The 19,233-nt window shown below is 66.2% G+C and carries 16 protein-coding genes; 7 read left to right on the top strand and 9 right to left on the bottom strand.

The annotated features are described in order from the left end of the window. Window positions 1–93: 93 nt before the first annotated feature. Complete coding sequence (locus ACSSV4_RS14470; protein ID WP_454275839.1) at window positions 94–2,055, bottom strand: CocE/NonD family hydrolase; 1,962 nt, start codon at window positions 2,053–2,055, stop codon at window positions 94–96. Between the two features lie 192 nt (window positions 2,056–2,247). On the opposite strand from ACSSV4_RS14470, the gene ACSSV4_RS14465 reads away from it, so the two are divergent. Both ACSSV4_RS14465 and ACSSV4_RS14460 read left to right on the top strand, forming a co-directional pair. Then, window positions 2,248–3,060 (top strand): helix-turn-helix domain-containing protein, encoded by an 813-nt coding sequence (locus ACSSV4_RS14465; RefSeq protein WP_454275838.1) that lies wholly within the window; start codon window positions 2,248–2,250, stop codon window positions 3,058–3,060. 369 nt (window positions 3,061–3,429) lie between these two features. Continuing rightward, window positions 3,430–4,557, top strand: a complete 1,128-nt coding sequence (locus tag ACSSV4_RS14460; protein ID WP_454275837.1) for a tyrosine-type recombinase/integrase — start codon at window positions 3,430–3,432, stop codon at window positions 4,555–4,557. Window positions 4,558–4,860: 303 nt separating this feature from the next. Here the strand turns inward: ACSSV4_RS14460 and ACSSV4_RS14455 are convergent, their stop codons facing one another. The 4 genes from ACSSV4_RS14455 to ACSSV4_RS14440 all read right to left on the bottom strand — a co-directional run bounded on the left by ACSSV4_RS14455 (window position 4,861) and on the right by ACSSV4_RS14440 (window position 8,391). Beyond that, on the bottom strand, window positions 4,861–5,448 hold the full coding sequence (locus ACSSV4_RS14455) for a hypothetical protein (protein ID WP_454275856.1): 588 nt from the start codon (window positions 5,446–5,448) through the stop codon (window positions 4,861–4,863). Between the two features lie 81 nt (window positions 5,449–5,529). Then, entirely contained in the window at window positions 5,530–6,930 is a 1,401-nt protein-coding gene (locus ACSSV4_RS14450) for a selenium-binding protein SBP56-related protein (protein ID WP_454275836.1), read from the bottom strand. A 97-nt stretch (window positions 6,931–7,027) separates the two neighbouring features. Next, entirely contained in the window at window positions 7,028–7,645 is a 618-nt protein-coding gene (locus ACSSV4_RS14445; protein ID WP_454275835.1) for an enoyl-CoA hydratase/isomerase family protein, read from the bottom strand. Next, window positions 7,642–8,391, bottom strand: a complete 750-nt coding sequence (locus ACSSV4_RS14440; protein ID WP_454275834.1) for an SDR family oxidoreductase — start codon at window positions 8,389–8,391, stop codon at window positions 7,642–7,644. Before ACSSV4_RS14440 ends, ACSSV4_RS14445 begins: the two co-directional genes overlap by 4 nt. A 153-nt stretch (window positions 8,392–8,544) precedes the next feature. On the opposite strand from ACSSV4_RS14440, the gene ACSSV4_RS14435 reads away from it, so the two are divergent. Then, window positions 8,545–10,065 (top strand): DUF2125 domain-containing protein, encoded by a 1,521-nt coding sequence (locus tag ACSSV4_RS14435; protein WP_454275833.1) that lies wholly within the window; start codon window positions 8,545–8,547, stop codon window positions 10,063–10,065. A gap of 11 nt (window positions 10,066–10,076) precedes the next feature. Here ACSSV4_RS14435 and ACSSV4_RS14430 read toward each other — a convergent pair whose 3' ends face one another. After that, window positions 10,077–11,270: an MFS transporter gene (locus tag ACSSV4_RS14430; protein ID WP_454275832.1), complete on the bottom strand. Its 1,194-nt coding sequence runs from the start codon at window positions 11,268–11,270 to the stop codon at window positions 10,077–10,079. A gap of 182 nt (window positions 11,271–11,452) precedes the next feature. On the opposite strand from ACSSV4_RS14430, the gene ACSSV4_RS14425 reads away from it, so the two are divergent. From ACSSV4_RS14425 to ACSSV4_RS14415, 3 genes are all read left to right on the top strand, one after another. Beyond that, window positions 11,453–12,799, top strand: a complete 1,347-nt coding sequence (locus ACSSV4_RS14425) for a TldD/PmbA family protein (protein ID WP_454275831.1) — start codon at window positions 11,453–11,455, stop codon at window positions 12,797–12,799. Further along, window positions 12,786–13,565 carry an inositol monophosphatase family protein gene (locus tag ACSSV4_RS14420; protein WP_454275830.1) on the top strand — a complete coding sequence of 260 codons (780 nt, stop codon included), beginning with the start codon at window positions 12,786–12,788 and terminating at the stop codon, window positions 13,563–13,565. Before ACSSV4_RS14425 ends, ACSSV4_RS14420 begins: the two co-directional genes overlap by 14 nt. Window positions 13,566–13,644: 79 nt before the next feature. After that, complete coding sequence (locus ACSSV4_RS14415; protein ID WP_454275829.1) at window positions 13,645–14,565, top strand: DMT family transporter; 921 nt, start codon at window positions 13,645–13,647, stop codon at window positions 14,563–14,565. On the opposite strand, the gene ACSSV4_RS14410 is transcribed toward ACSSV4_RS14415, so the two are convergent. Beyond that, window positions 14,504–15,322, bottom strand: coding sequence for a putative rhamnosyl transferase (locus ACSSV4_RS14410; RefSeq protein ID WP_454275828.1), 819 nt, complete (start codon window positions 15,320–15,322; stop codon window positions 14,504–14,506). The two genes, ACSSV4_RS14415 and ACSSV4_RS14410, sit on opposite strands and share 62 nt — an antisense overlap. A gap of 482 nt (window positions 15,323–15,804) precedes the next feature. Here ACSSV4_RS14410 and ACSSV4_RS14405 point away from each other — a divergent pair, with 482 nt between their 5' ends. Next, window positions 15,805–16,980, top strand: a complete 1,176-nt coding sequence (locus ACSSV4_RS14405) for a TIGR03862 family flavoprotein (RefSeq protein ID WP_454275827.1) — start codon at window positions 15,805–15,807, stop codon at window positions 16,978–16,980. Here ACSSV4_RS14405 and ACSSV4_RS14400 read toward each other — a convergent pair. Both ACSSV4_RS14400 and ACSSV4_RS14395 read right to left on the bottom strand, forming a co-directional pair. Beyond that, window positions 16,956–17,543: a glutathione S-transferase family protein gene (locus tag ACSSV4_RS14400; protein WP_454275826.1), complete on the bottom strand. Its 588-nt coding sequence runs from the start codon at window positions 17,541–17,543 to the stop codon at window positions 16,956–16,958. The two genes, ACSSV4_RS14405 and ACSSV4_RS14400, sit on opposite strands and share 25 nt — an antisense overlap. A 404-nt stretch (window positions 17,544–17,947) precedes the next feature. Beyond that, complete coding sequence (locus tag ACSSV4_RS14395; RefSeq protein ID WP_454275825.1) at window positions 17,948–19,192, bottom strand: glycosyltransferase; 1,245 nt, start codon at window positions 19,190–19,192, stop codon at window positions 17,948–17,950. Between the last annotated feature and the right edge of the window lie 41 nt (window positions 19,193–19,233).

Here is a 19,233-nt window from a genome sequence, read left to right as displayed (position 1 = left end):
TTTTTTGATGTCTGTGCAGATGATGCCACGCAGAGCGGCGTCGGCATATTTCGCATAGCTTCGCGAGATGACGCTTGCCTCGCGAATATCCGCTCACATATGATCCCGCGCGATCCGCTCCTCCCAGCGTTTTTCAACGATCAGGTCGTCACCTTCCCATGCACGCAACTCGGCGGTGATGATGAAATCATCCGCGACGCCGCGCAGCATGGTGCTGGTCTCCGACCGCACCGACCAGTCGCCCCGGCTCAGCCCATAATGCCACCGGGTCCGTCCCCAGGCGGTGGTCACGTCATCGGGCATCACGCCAAATGTCTCATAACCCTGGTCGTGCAGGGTGATGTCATTGCGCAGCAGCCGCGTGACGCCGTCACCATCGGCGATCTCCATCCGTGTCTCTCCGGTCGCGGCATCCTCGACCACACGAAACCAGGTTTCGGGATCGGCGATCTGCTCGGTCGGGGGCGGCGGCGCGGCGACGGGTTCTTCGAACGGGGCCAGCGTCTCGTCCAGCGCGGCGGGCGCGCGCAGCGGCAGTTCCAGCGCGCTGCCCTCGGTATGGACGCTCAGCGTGACCGGCTCCGGCGCGGGCCAGATCATCGGAAAATAGCTGCTCGACAGCGCCAGCCGCAACCGGTGGCCCGCAGGCAGCGATTGCGCGACATGCTTCATCGGGATGGTCACGTCATAGACCGTGCCCGGTTCGAGCGGCTCGGGACTTTCATGGCCGTTGCGATGCGTCAGGTTCAGCACACCAAATGACAGCCGCGTGGCGCGCCCATCGGGATGCACGTCCACCAGCCGCGCGGCCACCTGCGCCATGGGCCGGTCGGCGCTCAGGCGCAGATGCACATTCGCGTCGCCCGCAAACGCGAGCCCCGCCTCGGGGATGTCGATCTCGAAACACAAGCTGCCGCCGTCCTCGCGCCGCTGATCCACCGGCGCATCGCCCGGGGTGCCGTAACCGCACCACTTGCCCGAGGCCATGCCGACATCGCCGGGGCTGTGGTGCTGCAACACCGCACCGCCTTGCGGGCGTTCGCGGCTCAGGCCGCCGTGCGGGGTGAGGTGAAAGAGGGTGCGCGCCACATTCGGCGAGGGCCAGCACGGCTCGGCGATCCAGCGGCCCGGACGGGTCTCGTAATGGCCTTCGGGCCGCACGCTGTCCAGCATGTAAAGCCGCAGCATCGGCTCGTCCATGATGCCGGTCTCCTGCCCCTTGAGCCAGTGATCCCACCAGCGCAATTCCTCCTGAAGAAATCCGATCGCCGGTCCGGGCTCGCCCTGATGCGGATAGCGATGCGCCCAGGGACCGACGAGGCCCTTTTTCGGCCCCTGCAGGTTCTCCATCAGGCGAAACACCGTGCGGCAATAGCCATCGGCCCAGCCGGAAATTGCATAGACCGGCACCTCAACCCGCGACCAGTCCTCGCAGATCGAGCCATGCCGCCAGAACTCATCGCGCCGCTGATGCTTCAGCCAGTTTTTCAGCCACAGCCCGCTGCCCTCCAGCCGCTCCAGCCACATGTCGCGCCACTTATCGCCGACATTGGCCGGATCGGGCGGCAGCGTGTTGCGCCCGAACATGATCGAGGCCCAGCTCAGCTGTTCGCCCAGCAGACAGCCGCCCATGTAGTGAATGTCATCCGCGTAGCGGTCATCGGTGGAACACAGCGTCACCACCGCCCGGAGCGCGGGCGGCTGCAACGCGGCGATCTGCAAGCCGTTGAAACCGCCCCAGGAAATGCCGATCATCCCGACCTGGCCATTGCACCAGGGCTGCTCGGCGGTCCAGGCGATGGCGTCGCAGCCGTCCTGCAATTCCTGCGGCAGGTATTCGTCAAGCATCAGCCCCTCGGAATCCCCTGCCCCGCGCAGGTCAAGCCGGATCACCGCATAGCCATGCGCGGCCAGATAGGGCTGCATCGAGGCATCGCGCGCGGTGGTGAAATCGTTCTTGCGATAGGGCAGGTATTCAAGGATCGCGGGCACCGGCGCCCGCTCCGCACCTTCCGGCGTCCAGACCCGCGCGGCCAGCTTGCAGCCGTCGGGCATCGGGATTTCGAGATGATGGATTTCCCTTACCGCATGGGGGAACCTCTCCACGTGCTTCATTCGCCTGCCTCCGGGGTGCTGCGCATCGCCTGATTGCCTGTCCTCGCGCAGAGCCTACCCCCGGGATCGGGGCAGGCAATTTCGCGATCCTTCGCGACTTGACGCGTTCAAAGCTTCACCTTACACAGGGGCATGTCCGACGAACTCCGCCATAACCTCGCCCTGCTGTGCAGCTACTATCCCTCGATTGCCGAGGTCTGCCGCAAGCTCGACATCAACCGCCAGCAATTCAACAAATACCTTGCCGGCGACTCGCACCCGTCGCGCCACAACATGCGACGGATCTGCGATTTCTTCGGTGTATCCGAATCCGAACTGCTGATGGAGCCGCTGCAATTCGAAGAGATGGTTTCCCTGAAACGCAAGCCCCTGCAACAAGAGGCGCTGAGCAAGCCGCTGCGCCATCTCGACCGGCTCTATCAGCACAGTCAGGATCTGGACAAGTATCTCGGCTATTATTTCCGCTACTTCTATTCCTTCGGAAATCAGGGCAAGGTCATTCGATCCCTGGCGCATATCTACCGCGAGGATGACAAGTATTACTGGAAGAACATCGAGATCCTGCGCGACCCCGAAACCGGCCGCACGCACGGACTGAACAAGTATGAGGGCGTGTTGTTCTACCTTGCCGACCGTCTCCACATTATCGAATACGAATCCATCGAGGTGAACAGCATCACCCAGGCCACGCTCTATCCCAGCCACCAAAGCAGGCTCGGGATTCTTCTCGGCATCCAGACCGGCGGCCCGACACGGCGCGGGCGCAAGCCCGGCGCGTCAAAGGTCGCGCTGGAATTCCTCGGACGGGATATCAACCTGCGTCAGGCGTTGAAGAGGACTGGCCTGTTCGACCCCAGCAACGGCGCAGTGCGACCCGAAATTCTGTCCTTGATCGACAATACCATCGCGCCATTGTCCTTCGTGCTGGATGTCGACGAGCCCTGATACACGGGCAGAGAAGGTAATTCGCGCCGGATACTGTCTCGATACCGCAGCGATATGTCGGGCGCGCCAGGCATAGTCTTCGAACTGAATGCCGTGGCCCGTGCATTTTCCATGGGGGATCAGCACGGGTTTGGGTGCCGTGCCCCTCATCGCGACAACGCACGCATCAACGGCATCGGTCGTTGCCCCTGTCCTGCGGGCCTTCGCGACGCGGCGGGCCTGTCGCGGGTTGACATTATCGAGCGGCAGGAGGCTCAGGGCCGCGCCTGACCTTCGGCTTCTGAATATGTCCGATAACCTTGCGGTATCGGACATTCTGAAGGTATGCTGCGCCACGGTCTCAGGAACCGTGAACTCTGCGGGCAGACAATGGCACCGGAACGCGAGAACTCGACGTCACCACCCTCTGACACGGCAGAGGATGCCCATATCCATGAGAGTGATCAAGCGGCGCCTGAGCCCGTCACCCTGCCCGCCCATGTGGTCGGCTCCGGTACGCTTGACCGGTTGGTCGATACCGCCCGCGGCTACGCAGAGGCATCGGCAGCCGCAAATACGAACAAGGCCTACGCCGCCGACTGGAAACATTTCGCCCGCTGGTGTCGGCTGAAAGGCACCGATCCGCTGCCGCCGTCGCCCCAGATGATCGGGCTCTACCTGGCGGATCTGGCCGCTCCGGCGGGCAAGGCCCCACCGCAGGCGGCGGACCGTCCCGTTTCGGTCTCTACCATCGAGCGGCGCCTCTCCGGCCTGTCCTGGAACTATGCGCAGCGGGGTTTTGCCCTCGACCGCAAGGACCGCCACATCGCCACCGTCCTGGCCGGGATCAGACGCAAACATGCCCGCCCGCCGGTGCAGAAAGAGGCGATCCTGCCCGAGGACATTCTCGCGATGGTGGCCACCCTGGCCTTCGACCTGCGCGGATTGCGGGATCGGGCGATCCTGCTGCTGGGCTATGCCGGGGGCCTGCGTCGGTCGGAAATCGTCGGGCTCGACGTTCACAAGGACGACACGCCCGACAGCGGCGGCTGGATCGAGATCATGGAAGGAAGGCAGGGAGGCGGCGTCCTGCTGACCCTGAACGCCAAGACCGGCTGGCGCGAGGTCGAGGTCGGACGCGGCTCCAGGGAACAGACCTGTCCCGTACATGCGCTTGAGCAGTGGCTGCACTTCGGACGCATCGACTTCGGGCCAGTGTTCGCGCGGTGCTCGCGCGATGGCAAGCGCGCGCTCGGCACCCGCCTCAGCGACAAACACGTGGCGCGGCTGGTAAAGCGCACAGTGCTCGATGCCGGACTCCGGTCCGACTTGCCCGAAAAGGACCGCCTCGCACTCTTTTCCGGGCACAGCCTGCGCGCGGGTCTCGCGTCCTGCGCTGAGATCGACGAGCGCTACGTTCAGAAACATCTCGGCCATGCCTCGGCCGAGATGACCCGTCGGTATCAGCGCAGGCGCGATCGGTTCCGGGTCAACCTGACCAGGGCCGCAGGGTTGTGACGGTCAGCCGTCTGGCAGATAGGCCGTCAGGCTCTCGTGGGGACGCAACATGCGGAGGATCTCGCCCCCCTGCCCGCCCGGTAGATCACCGGATATGCTGCACTGGGATGGCGACGTATCGCGGCGATGAACTCATCGCGCTCCCGGTCGATCTCTGCAAAATCAACGAGCAGGTCGAAGCGTGCGGACAGGCGGTCCGCCTGCTCAGGCATCGCAACCGCCGACGCGCGAGACTTGACCGTCGCGGCGCTCTGTTGCGCAATGACGTTCAGGGGCCTGAAGCGCTTGCCTCTGGCGCCAGCGTCAGAGCACGTGCCAGAGCGACAATCCGCCCACGAGGATCAGGCTGAGCGCCCACACCAGATCGAGGTTGAACCAGCTTTTCGACAGGAATTTCAGGCCGAGCCAGCGGAAGACGCCATAGGCGAGCGCACCGCCCGAGAGCATCATCGCGGCCGTGTGCAGCAGCGCCACGGCGGCGGCAATGGTGACGTTGCCGCCGATCAGCGTGTCGGCGGCGGCGTGGCCGGTGTCGGTGTCGGTGTCGACCGTGCCGCATATCCCGAGATAGATCGGCACCAGCATCAGCCCCGCGCCATGCGCCATTGCCGCCAGGAACGACCAGAGCGCCAGCCGCGACGGCGGCACACGGGCCAGAAACCGGGGATGCCTGCGATTGATCAGCAGATAGAGCCCGAGGCCGATCACGAGGCAGGCCGCGCCGATCTGGATTTCGCGCTGCCATGCCGCGAGGGTCATCAGCGCCGAGAACGGAAAGAGGATCGCGGCCATGGCAAGCAGGTGCCCGCCCGCGAGGGCCAGCAATGCCATCCACAGGCTGCCGCGCTTGCGCTCCATCAGTGCGGCCGAGACCGCGAGCGGCCAGCCCATGCCGGGATTGACCCCGTGATAGATGCCCGAGGCGACGACGGCCCACCACAGGGCCGCCGTACTATTGAGGTCCGCCACGCCTCAGACGGAGGGGTAGCAGAAACTGTCGGTGGAACAGTCGCCGCCTTCGAGCCGGATCTGGTGGGCGCGGTAGCCCTTGGGGAACTCCACGTAGAACTCCGGATCCAGCGTCAGACCGCCGGTTTCGCCGACATGGGCCATCACCATCTGCCCGCCCTCGTCCTCGGGATAGAACTGATCGTCCCATGTGGAATAGAGCGAATTGGTCCAGTAGACGCGTTTGCCGTCGCGGCTGATCTCCACCATCTGCGGGCCGTAGGCAAAGCCCTTGCCATTGGGATGCGCGGTGCCGCGGGCGATGCCGCCAAGTTCGACCTTGCCCGCAAGCGTGGGCTTCATCGGGTCGCTGACATCGTATTGGTGCATCTCGCCGGTGCCCCAGCAGGCGACGTAGAGGTATTTGTCATCGAGGCTGAGGTCGATATCGGTGACCAGCGGCGGCACCGCCCCGAAGCCCTTGAGCAGGTCGGGCAGGTCATCGGCGGCGGCGGGGCGCGGCGGGATGGTGGCGGTCTTTTTCGCATCAAAACTGCCATCCGCCTTGCGCCACCATGTCCAGATCGAGCCTTCGAGATTGGTTGTATCGACCACCACGCCGCAAAAGCCGTAATCCTTGGCCGGGTCATGCGCCGGCCGAATCTCAAGCGCCATCTGGTGGTTTTCGCCAAGGTCGATGGTCTGCACATTCTTGCGCGCGCGCAGGTCCCAGAAATGGATGGAATGGCCGTATCTGTTGCCGAGCAGATCCTCGGCCACGATGCCGTTCTCGAATTGCGGCGGCAGGCCCCATTCGGAACTGACCATGTAGTTGCGCGGCAGGTTCCACCAGAAATCGTAATGCTTGTCCTGCGCGCCGCGATCCATCTCATAGCGGCCGAGGATTTCGAAGGTTTCGCAATCCATGATGAAGATGCCGGGCGGGCCGTCGGTGCCGTCCTCGCCGCCGCCACCCAGGGTGGAGACATAGATGCCCTCGGGGCCGCAATGGATGGTGTGCGGGCGCGAATAGCCGGTCCTGGCAAAGACCTCCTCGGGTTCGATGATCTTGTGGATCTTCGCCTTCAGCGGTTCCTTGACGTCGATGATGTAAATGCGGCTGGAGCGGATGCCGGGGATGATCAGGTAGCGCCGTTCAAGGAAGGCGTGACCGGAGAGCGGGCTGAGCGACGAGGAACAGGCGTTCCAGCCGAAATGGTGAAACTCGTCGCCGGTGTTGGGCATGATCACCTGATGGACGATCTGGCCGTAGCTCTTGGATTTGGGGTCAACATCCACCACGGCGAGGCCGTCCGGCTGGCTGCCATCGGGACTGAGCATCAGGGTGAAGGCGAGCTTTTCCGCCGGGGCCTCCATCGCCAGCTTGGGCGTGGCGTGAAATGTCGGGTCTGGCCGCAGGTTCATGGTTCAATCCTCCCTGAAAGCGCACCTGTCCTCCGCTTTACAGGCGCATCCCCAGCCTGTCACGGAATGCGCAATGCGGCAAACCCTTTGCCGCCGGTCAGGGGCGGCAGAGCGCCTTGATCCCCGCGACATGGGCGGGGTCGGCGGCCAGCGCATCGGCGGCCAGCGCGCGGGCAGTGCCGAGCGCGCTCTCGCCCTCGGGCGTGATCCGGTCGAAAAGGCCCCAGGCAAGTGCCGTTTCGGTGTCGATCCTCTGCCCGGCTATCAGGATCATCCGGGCACGCGCCGGGCCGATCAATGCGGTCAGGCGCGTGGGGTCGCTCGGTTGCGGCAGAAAGCCCAGTTTCATCACCGGGTAGAACGCCCCGGCCCCCGGCACGGCGACGCGGATATCGCAGGCCAGCACCATGCCCATCGCGCCGCCCGCCACCGTGCCGTTGAGCGCGGCGATGCTGAGGCCGGGAAAGGCGGCGATGGCGGTTGAGAGACGTTCCCAGACCGGGCTGGTGGCCAGCCCTGCGCGCACGGCCCCAAGATCGGCCCCGGCGGAGAACACCTTGCCCGCGCCGGTGAGGATGAAAACCTGTGCCTCAGATGCTGCGGCCTCGGCGATATCGGCAAGCGCCGCCAGCATCGCCTCGGTCAGCGCGTTGGCCTTGTCGGGGCGGTCGAGCGTGGCGATCCAGAGCGCGCCGTCCCTGTCGAGCCGGATCATCCGAGGCCGATCCGGCGGCGGATATCCTCGTCGCGCAGCGAGATTTCCTGGCCCAGGAACTCATCCGCCTCGGCGCTGCACATCCACAAGAGCGCCCTGGCGGGCCAGTCGGCGGGGATATGGTCGGACCAGTCGAGCGCGCTCACCGGGTTGACGCCGCTGGCCTTGATCTCGCGCTGCATGTCGGTGGCCACCGTGCCGGGCGAGAGGCCCATGATCCGCAGCCCCGCGCCACGCGCCTCGTGATCGGCGCAGCGGGTCAGCATCGCCGCCCCCGCCTTGGACGAGCAATAGGCGCTCCAGCCTTCCAGCGGATTGTGCGCCGCGCCGGAGCTGACGGTGAGGATGGTGCCGCCGCCGCGCTCTATCATGCCGGGCAGCGCGGCGTGCATGCCGTTGAAGACGCCCTTGAGGTTGATGTCGATGGCATGCGCCCAGGCGCCGGGGTCGACCTCCGAAATCCCGGCGATGGGCTCGATCACGCCCGCATTGTTGATCAGCACGTCAAGCTGGCCAAAGGCGGTATGACAGGCCGCGACTGCGGCCTCCATTTCCCAGTAGCGGCTGACGTCGCAGGGGATGGCGATGGCGCTGCGCCCGATCTCGCCCGCCAGGTCGGCGATGGCGTCGCGATTGCGCGCGACCAGCGCGACATTGGCCCCCGCCTCGGCAAAGACCCGCGCGGCGGCGGCGCCGATACCCTTGCTCGCGCCGGTGATCAGAACGCATTTGCCTTGCATGGTCATGGCTTGCCCCCTTTGGCCCTGTGATACTTTCCCCGTGATACGGAGCCTTGCATAACGGCGTGCGCGACGAAGTTCCAGCGACATCCTCCCTTGACCCCGCGCGCCCGAGGACCGAAGTTATCGGCAAACCGGATTTCGAAAAAGGTGCCTTACATGTCCTATCTTCGCCCGCTGGCCGCGTCGGCCCTCCTCCTCGGATTCAGCGGCACCGCCGCGCTGGCCGACCTGACCGCCGATCAGGTCTGGCAGGACTGGACAACCTATCTGGAGGAGTTTGGCTACCGCGTCACCGCTGACGAAAGCCGCTCCGGCGACACCCTGACGATCCGCGATCTCGCGATGGAGATGACCCTGCCCGACGGCGATGGCGCGGTGTCGATGCGCATGGGCCAGGTGGCGTTCGTCGAGAACGCGGACGGCACCGTGTCGGTCAACTTGCCGGAGAGCCTGCCGATCGCGATTGCCGCCACCGACGACGAGGCGCAGCAGGTCACGGCGGCGATGCAAGTGACGCATCAGGGGCTCGACATGGTGGTGTCGGGCTCGCCCGACGCGATGCGATACAGCTATGAGGCCGAGGCGCTGACCATGGCGCTGACCGATCTTCAGGCCGGGGACGAGACGCCCGAAATTCGTGCCGCCCAAATCCGGCTGGAGGATCTCAGTGGCTCCAGCAGCACCGCACAGGGCGAGAGGTCGCGCGCGGTGCAGCAGAACATGTCCGCCGGTCCGGTCACCTATGAACTCGATTTCACCGATCCGGTCGAGGGCGGCACGCTGGTCTTTTCCGGCTCACTGGCGCAAGCGACATTCGCAGGGTCTGGCGCGATCCCCGAAAGTTTCGATGCCGAGGATATGGCCGCCGCCCTGCGTGACGGGTTCCAGTTCGACAGCCGGATGGAATACCAGACCGGCAACACGGTCTACCGGTTCGAGAATGATGGCGATGTGCTCGAAGGGGCCAACAGTTCCGACAGCGGCACGCTGACCACCTCGATCGGTCCCGACGGCCTGCGCTATGGCGGCGCGGGCGAGGGCGTGACGATGGCGATCAGCGCCACCGACATGCCGTTCCCGATCAACCTGAGCATGGCGCGGATGGGCTTCGACATGGCCGTGCCGGTGATCGAGAGCGAGACCATGCAGGATTACGCGCTCGGGCTTGAGCTGATTGATTTCACCGTGCCGGATCAGCTCTGGTCGATGTTCGATCCGGGCGGGCAATTGCCGCGCGATCCGGCGACCCTGCGGATTGACCTCAGCGGCAAGGGGCGGCTGTTCTTCGATCTGCTCGACCCCGAGCAGGTGGAAAAGCTGGAGGACAGCGAGACCGCGCCGGGCGAGGTCGAGAGCCTGACCCTGCACGACCTGACGCTTGATGTGGCCGGCGCGACGCTGACCGGCGAGGGGGCGTTTACCTTCGATGCGACCGATACCGAGAGCTTTGGCGGCGCGCCCGCACCCGAGGGCGCGCTTGATCTGCGGCTGGTCGGCGGCAATGGCCTGCTGGACAAGCTCATCGCCATGGGTCTCGTGCCGCAGGATCAGGCCACCGGTGTGCGCATGATGATGGGGCTTTTTGCGCGCCCCGGCCCGGGCGAGGATGAATTGGTCTCCAAGATCGAAGTGACCGAGGACGGGCAAGTTCTGGCCAACGGGCAGCGGCTGAAATAGCCCGCGCGGCGTCAGGCGGTATCCACATCCTGCGGCACCGCCGCGCGTTCCTGAATGCGCCGCGGGCGCAATGCCAGCCCCAGGGCGCCCGGCAGGGCCGCCGCCGCGAGGAACATCACCTGCGCGCCCAGCGCATCGGCGGCGACCCCGGCAAGCGCCGGGCCGATCATGCTGCCGCCCGCCGTCGCAAGCAGGGCGGCGGTAAAGCTGAACGAGGGCAGCGCGGGAAAGAGCCGCTCCGACCATGACGCAAGCACCGCGCTGACCATCATCACATGCAGCCCCTGCAGCCCCGCCGACAGGACCAGCCCGGCCCATGTGCCGGGCATCAGCGCCACGAGCGCGAGCGAGCCACCCCCGGCCAGCATCAGCAGACGCAGAAGCGTCGCCAGCCCGAGCGCGGCATTGATCCGCGCGGTCGCCAGCCCCGCCAGACCGCAGAGCCCGTAGATCAAGAAGACCAGACCGGGGATGGCCGATGGCGACAGCCCCGCCAGACCGCCTGCGGCCCGAAGCTGATCGGCGGCAAACGAGATGTAGATCGCCGAGGTGGTGCCATAGACAAAGGCCACGGCAAAAAGCGGCAGGGCGGCGGCCTGGCACATCTCGTCCCAGGCCGCGCGGGGCCGGGGCGCGCCGCCAGGCTCCACATCGCGCAGTGCCGCCCAATTGGCCGCAAGCGCGATCAGGCTGGCCACGGCAAACCCCGCCCAGCAGACCCGCCACGACAGATCCGAAACCGCGAGTGCGAGCGCCGAAAGCCCGGCAAGGGCGACCCCGAGGCTGGTGCCTGTGCTGATCTCGGCGAGGGCCGTCGGGCGGTCCACATCGCGGATCTTGCGGTGCACCGCGTCGTTGAACGGGGTCCAGGCAAAGCCCGCGCTCGACCCCGCCAGAAAGACGCCGGGCGCGAGCATCGCGACACCTTGGGCGAGGGCGACCAGCGCCATGCCGGTCGCGGCGGCAATCAGGCCCAATGCCACCGGCGCACGTGGCCCGGCGCGCCCGAGCATCGCCTGCGCGAGCAGGAGTGCCACGAAAAAGCCGAGAAACCCAAGCCCCGAGACCATCCCGACGGTGGTGTCGGACAGCCCGAAGGCGGTCTTGAAGTCCGGCACGAACAGGCCAAACCCCATGCGCCCGGGGCCAAAGCTGATTGCGGTCGCGGCAAAACCGGCTGCCGAGAGGCTCTGGAAAATGGTCATGTTGCTCGGCCCCTTGTCGCGCGTGGTCGGGTCTGTCCCCGCGCGCCCCGCCGGGGATATCCCCGATGTGTGGCCTCGTGAATTATCTGCAAGAGGCAGCGCCCAGTCCTGCTTTTCGCGTGGCATGGCCTTGCACGATGGCGCGCCCCGGTCTACCTCAGACCGGCATTCAGGAGACGCCCATGCCCCAATCGCTCGATGATCTGTCCCATGCCCTGATCGGTGCCGCGCTGAACGCGGGGGCGCAGGCGGCGGATGCCATCGCGATCCGGGGCCAATCGGTGATCGTCGACATGCGCGGCGGCACGCTGGAGCAGGCCGAGCGCGCCGAGGGCACCGATATCGGGCTGCGCGTGCTGATTGGCGGGCGACAGGCCAATGTCTCGGCCTCCGACACAAGGCCCGAGACGATAGACGCGCTGGCCGCCCGCGCGGTGGCGATGGCGCGCGAGGCGCCCGAGGACCCCTATGCCGGGCTCGCCGCGCCGGAAGAGCTTGCGAAGGATTGGGATCTGGCGGCGCTGGAACTCTGCGACCCGGCGGCGGAGCCCGCGCCCGATGAGCTCATGCAGATGGCGCAGGAGGCCGAGGCGGCGGCGCTGCGCGTGGCGGGCGTGAACCAAGTGCAATCGGCGAGCGCCGCCTATTCCCACAATGCCGCGCATATCGCGACAAGCAACGGGTTTTCGGGCGGCTATGCGCGCACGGAAACAAGCCTGTCCTGCGTGGCCATCGGTGGCACCGGCACGGGGATGGAGCGCGATTACGACGCCGACAGCCGCGTCTTTGCCAGTGACCTGCGCGGCGCCGAGGAGATCGGGCGCATCGCCGGAGAGCGCACGGTCGAGCGGTTGAATGCCCGCCGCCCGCGCACCGGGGCCTATCCGGTGCTCTTCGATGAGCGCGTCGCGTCCTCGCTGATCGGGCATCTGCTGGTGGCGGCAAGTGGGGCGTCGGTGGCGCGGGGCTCGTCCTGGCTGATGAACCGGCTGGGCGAGCAGGTTCTGCCCGACGCGCTGTCGCTGCTGGAGGACCCGCACCGTCCGCGCGCCACTGGATCGCGCCCCTTTGACGCCGAGGGGCTGCCGACAGCAAAGCGTGCGATTGTCGAGAAGGGCAGGCTGATGGGCTGGACGCTGGACCTCGCCAACGCGCGCAAGCTGGGGATGCGCTCCACCGGCAATGCGTCGCGCGGGACATCCGCGCCGCCCTCGCCCGCGACGTGGAACGTGGCGCTGACCCAAGGGGCGCAGAGCCGCGACGACCTGATCCGCGAGATGGGCACGGGCCTCATGGTGACCTCGATGATCGGGGCGACGATCAACCCCAACACCGGCGATTATTCGCGCGGGGCCGCCGGGTTCTGGATCGAGAATGGCGAGATCGCCTATCCGGTCAATGAATGCACCATCGCGGGCAGTCTGCCCGAGATGCTGCGCACGGTAATTCCCGCCAATGACGCGCGCCCGCATCTGAGCCGCGTGGTGCCGTCGCTTCTGGTCAAGGGGCTGACGATTGCCGGCGAGTGATCTTTCCCTGCTGATCGAGGCCGCGCAGGAGGCCGCCGAGATCGCGACGCGCTATATCGGCGCGCCGCTCGATATCCGCGACAAGCCCGGCGGCGCGGGGCCGGTGACCGAGGCCGATCTGGCGGTCGATGCCGCCCTCAAGCAGATCCTGCGGGCGGCCCGGCCCGACTATGGCTGGCTGTCGGAGGAGACCGAGGACGATGCGGCAAGGCTGAGCGCCGAACGGGTGTTCATCGTCGACCCCATCGACGGCACCCGCAGTTTCATCGAGGGCAATGACATCTGGGCGCATTCCATCGCCGTGGCCGAGCGTGGCGTGGTGACGGCGGCGGCGGTCTATCTGCCGATGCGCGACAAGCTCTATGCGGCGGGCGCAGGGCTGGGGGCGACGCTGAACGACGTGCCGATCCGGACCACGACGCGGGCCGATCTGGGGGGCGCGTCGCTGCTCGCGGCGAACCCGGCCTTTGCGCCCGAGGTCTGGCGCGAGGGGCGCGCGCCGGAGGTGACGCGCGGCTTTCGCCCGTCACTGGCCTATCGCCTGAGCCTTGTTGCGGAAGGGCGCTATGACGCCATGATGACGCTGCGCCCGACCTGGGAATGGGACATCGCGGCGGGCGATCTGATCCTGCGCGAGGCGGGGGCGGTGACGTCCGACCGGCGCGCGGCAGCGCTCCGGTTCAACAACCCGGTGCCGCGTCTCGACGGGGTTCTGGCGGCCAATCCGGCGCTGCACGGCGCGCTGCACGCGGCGCTTGCCGACTGATCCCCCTCTGATCCCCCCTTGCACCCGGACGCGATCCGCGTCTAATGCGCGCGACTTATGATCAAAAAACAGGCAAACCATGCCCCGTTCCGACAACCTGACCGGCGCGCTCCTGATGATGGGGTCGATGGCGGCCTTTACGATAAACGACGCGATGATCAAGGGCCTGTCGGGGCAGGTGCCGCTGTTTCAGGTGATGTTCCTGCGCGGGGTGGTGACGACGATCCTCGTGGCGGGGATCGCCTGGCGGATGGGGGCGCTGACGCGGCGTCTTCCGCGCGAGGATTGGGCACCGGTGTTCTGGCGCATGGTGGGCGAGATCGGTTCAGCCTATTTCTTTGTCTCGGCGCTCTTCAACATGCCGATCGCCAATATCAGCGCGATCATGCAGGCGCTGCCGCTGACGATCACGCTGGCAGCCGCGTTGTTTTTCCGCGAGCCGGTGGGCTGGAAACGGATGTCGGCGATCCTTGCGGGGTTCATCGGCGTGATGCTGATCGTGCGGCCCGGCACCGAGGGGTTCAACGTCTATTCGGTTTACGGGCTTGCGGCGGTGGCCTTTGTCACGCTGCGCGATCTGGCGACGCGGAAGCTGTCGCGCGATGTGCCGTCGATGCTGGTGACGCTGATCACCTCGTTTTTCATCATGACGTTCTTCGGTCTCGCGAGCCTGACCGGCGAGTGGGCCCCGGTGGACGGGCGCGCGGCCCTGCTGATCGGCGGCGCGGCGGTGATGATCATCGGCGGCTATCTCTTTTCCATCATGGTGATGCGGGTAGGCGAGATCGGCTTTGTCGCGCCCTTCCGCTATACCAGCCTGATCTGGGCGCTGATCCTGGGTTGGGTGGTGTTCGGCGACTGGCCGCAGACCGTGACGCTGATTGGTGCGGCGATTGTCGTCGCCTCGGGCCTCTTCACGCTTTACCGCGAGGCGCAGGTCAGCCGACGGGCACGGGCGGCGCAGAAAAGACAGCTTTCACTTGGTCCTCGTCCACGTTGAACTGACGCTTGAAGAAGGCGCGGTCGGTGTCACTGAGCGGCTGCAAGCCACGCGGTTCGAAATTGGCGCCCGAATCGTTGTCGTCATGCTTGGAGCGCAGATACATCTTCGATGCCGGGTTGGAGATCATCGGCATTTCCAGATGCAGCTTGTGATGGCCGTAATTCATCACCGTGCGCGGGTCGCCGGGGCGAAAGAGAACAGCGAGACCGCAGGCCCAGAACGGGGACTGGACCTCTTCGGCATGGATGCCCTGATCCGAGAGGGCGACCGAGTAGCCGCGATTATACTCGAAGGCCACATTGCGCCACTTCTTGCGCATGCTCCGGCTGGCCTTGGCGGACCAGCGCAGGCTGCGGGTAAAGCCCACGGCGACCGCATCGTCATCGTCAAGCCGGAACTGGATCGACTCGTCCTCGTCCTCGCCCAACTCTTCCTTGATGGCAAGCTGCATGGCGCTGCGGTGACGCATCGGCGGCTTGGCCACAACCTTGATCTGCGGCACGGCGGCGGTCAGGTCGTGCAACCGGTCGCGATAGGGCTTTGGCAGGCTCTCGCCCACGACGATGAGAAAGGTAAAATCGGGGTTCTGCTGGTTGGCGATCGAGGGCAGCGTCAGGCATTCGAAATGGCGAAAGCGCAACTCCATGCGCGCGGGATCATAGAGATAGGTCTCGCGGTCCTCGATGCTGTCATGCATCCGCTTGAACCCGCCCTCGGCAGGGTAGGAGAACCGGCAAATTCCGATGACGCGCATTATCCAGTCACCCGCATTTACCCGTCTCCTTGCATGAAGATGAGAGTAGTCAAGCTACACGACCCCATTGAAACCATCCCGGCATATGGTGGCCCCATCTGTTTGCGGTCCTCCGGCCTTGAGACCGGGTTCCTGCCGCACCGCCCGCCCATCAATGTCCGCCCCGATACCGTGTCCTCCGCACAGGTGCAGCAAATGCGATCCGGTCACCAGCGTCAATGGCCTGTCGGAGGCAAATCTCACGCGCTGCCGCACCGGACCACCCTTGCCATCCCGACCGGGCCGCAGCCAGAGCGGGCAGACAGGCGCGTCGGCCGGTTTGTCTTGATCCTGCCCCGGAGTGCGGGCAAGAGACTGGTACAAAGGGTGAAGAAGACAAGGGGATGGGTGATGGAGGGTCAGCCGGATATCGTGCAGATGGCCATCAACCATGGTCTTCAGGGCCGGGATCTGCGCAGCGGCTGGCCGATCAGCCGCGCCGAATGACCGACGCGCTCGTCATAGGGGCCGGACCTGCGGGTCTGATGGCTGCGCGGGAACTCGCGCGCGCCGGTCTGCGGGTGACGCTGGCCGAGGCGAAGCCCTCCGTGGCGCGCAAATTCCTGATGGCCGGGAAATCCGGGCTGAACCTGACCAAATCCGAACCGTTTGAGACCTTCCTCAAAGCCTATGGCACCCGCGCCGAGGCCCTGCGCCCGATGCTCACCGGCTTCGGCCCGGACGCGGTGCAGCACTGGACGCACGAGCACGGTCAGGCGCTCTTCACCGGCTCCACGGGCCGGGTCTTTCCAAAGGTGATGAAGGCCTCGCCGCTGCTGCGCAGCATGCTGTCCGAATTGCACAGCTTGGGGGTCGAGACCCGCACCCGCTGGCGCTGGACCGGATGGGATGGCACAACCGCCCTCTTCGACACCCCCGACGGGCCACAGCGCCTCACCCCCACCGTCACCGTGCTCGCCTGCGGCGGCGCAAGCTGGGCGCGGCTCGGCTCGGATGGCGCATGGGCGGCGCATCTCGCCCCCGACACCCTCGCCCCCTTCCGCCCCGCCAATATGGGCTTTCTGGTGGACTGGTCAGCCCACATGACCCCGCATTTCGGCAAACCCGTCAAAGGCGTGGAACTCCACGCAGGTCCATCCCGCTCGCGCGGCGAATTCGTGATCTCCGCCAGCGGGCTCGAAGGCGGCGGTCTCTACGAGATCAGCGCCGCCCTGCGCGACGGCGCCCCGCTCACGCTCGACCTCGCACCCGACCTCTCAGCCACCCAAATCGCCGCAAGACTGGCCAAGGCACGCCCCCGCGACAGCCTGAAAAACCGCCTGCGCAAGGCCCTCGACCTCGACCCGGTAAAATGCGCGCTGGTGATGGAGTTTGCCCGCACCCCCCAAGACCTGCCCGCCACGCTCAAGGCGCTGCCCGTCCCCCTCCTCGGCCCCCGCCCGATGGACGAGGCGATCTCCACCGCAGGCGGCCTACGCCTCGACGCCCTGACCGACAGCCTGATGCTGCGCACCCGCCCCGGCACCTTCGCCGCCGGCGAAATGCTCGACTGGGAGGCCCCCACCGGCGGCTACCTGCTGACCGCCTGTCTCGCCACCGGTCTCTGGGCCGGCCGCCACGCGGCGGCCTACGCTCAGGGCAATGCCGCCGCCCGCTGAAACCCGGGCCGCGCCATCATCGCGTCGAGATATTCGGCCAGCCGCGCAGGCGGGTCCGGAAAGCCCGCCTTGCCCGCCCACATCAGGCAATGCGCCAGCAGGATATCGGCGATGGTCATGGTCTCGCCCTGCAGGAACGGCCCCGCGAGCGCCGCCTCCAGCCCGTTGACATTGCGCGCATATTCCCACTTGAGCGACTCCTTGACCGCAGGCACCCGGTGCTCCTCGGGCAGCACGAAGGAATGCCGCGCCGCCGTCCACAGCACCGCGTCGACCTCATCGAGGATCTGATGCGTCAGCGCATCCTGCCGCGCCCGCGCAGGCGTACCGGCGGGATGCGTCATCCGGCCATGCTTGTCGGCAAGATAGGTCATGATCGCACTGGAATCGGTCAGCACCTGATCGCCCTCCCGCAGCGCCGGGATCTTCCCCGACGGGTTCACCGCCAGCGCCTCCGCCGAACGCGGCGCGACGGGCAGGTGATTATACTCCAACCCCATTTCCTCCAGCAGCCAGAGCACACGAAAGGCCCGGCTGGCCCGCGATCCGATAACGTCATACATGGAACGGTCCCCGTTTGGTTGGTGTCGCGGCAGCATTGCGCAATGAGCAGGCGAAGGCAACGGCGGCAGGACGGGTCATGTAGGCCTGCGCAAGCGTGGTCGTGAATGGCCTGAAGCGGTCGTTGGACTGAGCCGCGCATCGTCGTGCCGCGGTGTGGCGATCCAACGTCCGTTTTGTAGCGCTTTATATCAGCCAAGCCCGAAATACCTCCGAGCGCAGAGCAGGTTGCAGCCAAATCGCCGCGCCGGGGGGCGGCACGGCGATGCGCGGCGGGCTTCGCCCTTGATTCCGCGCAGGGGCATACCGGCGAAGGTCCACTTCAGGCCCAGACCTTCTCTTTACGACAGCCCCCAGACAAAGCTGGTATAGTGGCTCCGGTGCGAACCTGCGATCCGCGCGCGCCTCATGCCTCTCGCGCAGCCACCTCGCTTACCCAAGCCACCTGACGCGGTAGGCAGATGGTCTGTAGATCGTAGCGCGCCCGGATCAGGTCGCGGGCGGACTGCCCCATGCGGCGCCGCGCGGCCTCGTCCCCCAGCAGGGTGCAGACCTCGCTCACGAGGGCCTCGCCGTCGAAGAAATCCACCAGACGCCCGGTCTCGTCATGGGTGATGACCTCGCGCACCGGCTCGGTATCGCCCGCCACGATCGCCGCACCGCAACTCATCGCCTCCATCAGCGACCAGCTGAGCACGAAGGGATAGGTGAGATAGACATGCACCCGGCTGACCTGTAACAGCCGCAGAAACTGGTCATAGGGTATCCTTCCGAGGAACTGCACGCGCGCCCAGTCGGCGTCGGGGATCTGCCCGCGCACCTCGTCGATGAAGATCTGCTTCCAGGTCTGCCCGTTGGGCGGGCGCGCGCCATAGCTCACCTCGTCGCCGCCGACGATAAGGACGCGGGTCTTCGGGCGTTCGCGTAGCAGCCGGGGCAGGGCGCGCATGAAGACATGGTAGCCGCGATAGGGCTCGAGGTTGCGGTTGACGAAGGTGATCACCTCGTCGTCGCGGGTCAACTCGCCCGCGCCCTCCACCTCGAGCCGCACATCGGGGAGCGGGCAGGCGGTGAGTGTGTCGATGCCGTCATGGCTGACGGTGATGCGGTCGCGGAAGGGCTGCGGAAAGGTGTCGGCCTGAAACCGGGTCGGGCTGATCCCGGCATGGCCCTGCTCGAAATGCAGCATGTTGTTGAGGTTCTTGAGCCGGATGCGCAGGGCCTCGGTCTCGGGGGTCTTGCTGGCGAATTCAGGATCGAAATTCAGATGCGGCCAGCCTGCGATGTGGTAGAGTTCGCAATAGAGCCCCATGCGCGCGTCGGGCCAGACATCGCGCAGGAAAAGCGATTCGCCCCAGCCGGGATGCGCGAGGATGAGATCGGGCGCATAGCCCTTGTCGCGCAAGGCACAGGCCGCGTGATAGCACGCCTCGCCGCGCGTCACCTTGGTATCGAGATCGACCAGCCACGGGTGCAGCTTCTGCCCCTCGCGCTTGGGCAGGCCATAGGGGATCACGCGCACCCCCTGCCAGGTCGTGGCCTCTTTCACCCGCAGCGTCAGCGCCACGCAGTGATGCCCCTGCCGGGCGAGAAGCGGGGCCAGATGCTTGTACTGGCCTGGGAAATTCTGATGGATGAAAAGGATCTTCATGGATATGCCCGTCTTGTGCCCCTGACAGGCTTATAGTCACG

It is taken from the genome of Roseovarius sp. MBR-154, from assembly GCF_053628595.1.
Note: the sequence above shows the minus strand (reverse complement) of the source record. Positions and strands in the feature narration are given on the sequence as shown.